This window comes from Shigella sp. FC1967 (assembly GCF_001743005.1).
Lineage (GTDB): Bacteria > Pseudomonadota > Gammaproteobacteria > Enterobacterales > Enterobacteriaceae > Proteus.
Window position 1 is genome coordinate 1 of the sequence record NZ_MIIZ01001197.1, and the last position, 494, is coordinate 494.

At 51.4% G+C, this 494-nt stretch carries 1 protein-coding gene; it reads left to right on the forward strand.

All coding sequences use genetic code 11. The features are described 5' to 3' along the window. Positions 1-37: 37 nt before the first annotated feature. The coding region (locus tag BHE89_RS24000; protein WP_171742553.1) for a hypothetical protein at positions 38-494 on the forward strand (457 nt) is incomplete at its 3' end.

A 494-nucleotide genomic window follows, 5' to 3' on the forward strand; every position in this document is an offset into this window, starting at 1 on the left:
ATATGTGGGAACGTTGCACGGTTAAAGGGGGCCGCACATGAAAACGATAAAGCGGTTCATCGTATGGGTGAATTACGGTCTTGAGGGTTGGAGCATTTTCGGATCGAGCGATGACTGGGATGAAGCGGTATCCATCCGTTCAGAAGCGATAGATGGATGCAATATTGACGAGGAAGACATCATCTTGGCAGAAAACAAAAACGAGCTGGTGGTAAAACCTGCGGCCAAGCAAATGACGGAGTGGCACCGGGAACTGGAAGCCGTCCTTATGACCTTGGATGACTGCCAGATGGAATGTGACGGTATGACATGGGCAGTAAGCCACCTACTCAATGAAGCGGGTGTACCTCATGACTGCATGTATGGCTTTGTGCGAAACGAACAGACCAAGGACATCGTGACACCGCATTTCTGGGTTGTCCTGGATGATGGGTGGCTGGTGGATCTGAGGCTACGCATGTGGCTTGGCGATCACGACAACATTCCTCACGGGG